The sequence below is a fragment of the Cobetia sp. SIMBA_158 genome (genome assembly GCF_046566945.1).
Lineage (GTDB): Bacteria > Pseudomonadota > Gammaproteobacteria > Pseudomonadales > Halomonadaceae > Cobetia > Cobetia amphilecti.
In genome coordinates, this window is record NZ_JAWJYL010000941.1 from 1 (window position 1) to 243 (window position 243).

The following is a 243-nucleotide window of genomic DNA, read 5'->3' on the forward strand; positions in this document are numbered from 1 at the left end:
CCAAGGGACTCCGGCACAGATTCTCATGGAACCAGCGGGCGATTCCGTCACATCCTTCATCGGCGGGGTCAATCGCTACAAGGCGATCCGTGTCGGCCACGTGATGCGCGAGGCACAACCGCTGGCCATGGTGAAAGCAGGCGAGAATTTCAGTCAGACGCCACCCGCGGGCAATGAGATGGTGCGCGCGAGCCAGTCACTGGAGGAGATCATGCCATTGCTGATGGAAACGGATAGCGATCT

At 59.7% G+C, this 243-nt stretch carries 1 protein-coding gene; it reads left to right on the forward strand.

The genetic code is table 11. The annotated features are described in order from the left end of the window. Positions 1-25: 25 nt before the first annotated feature. On the forward strand, positions 26-243 hold a 218-nt coding region (locus tag R2R70_RS22575), incomplete at its 3' end, for a hypothetical protein (protein WP_410979283.1).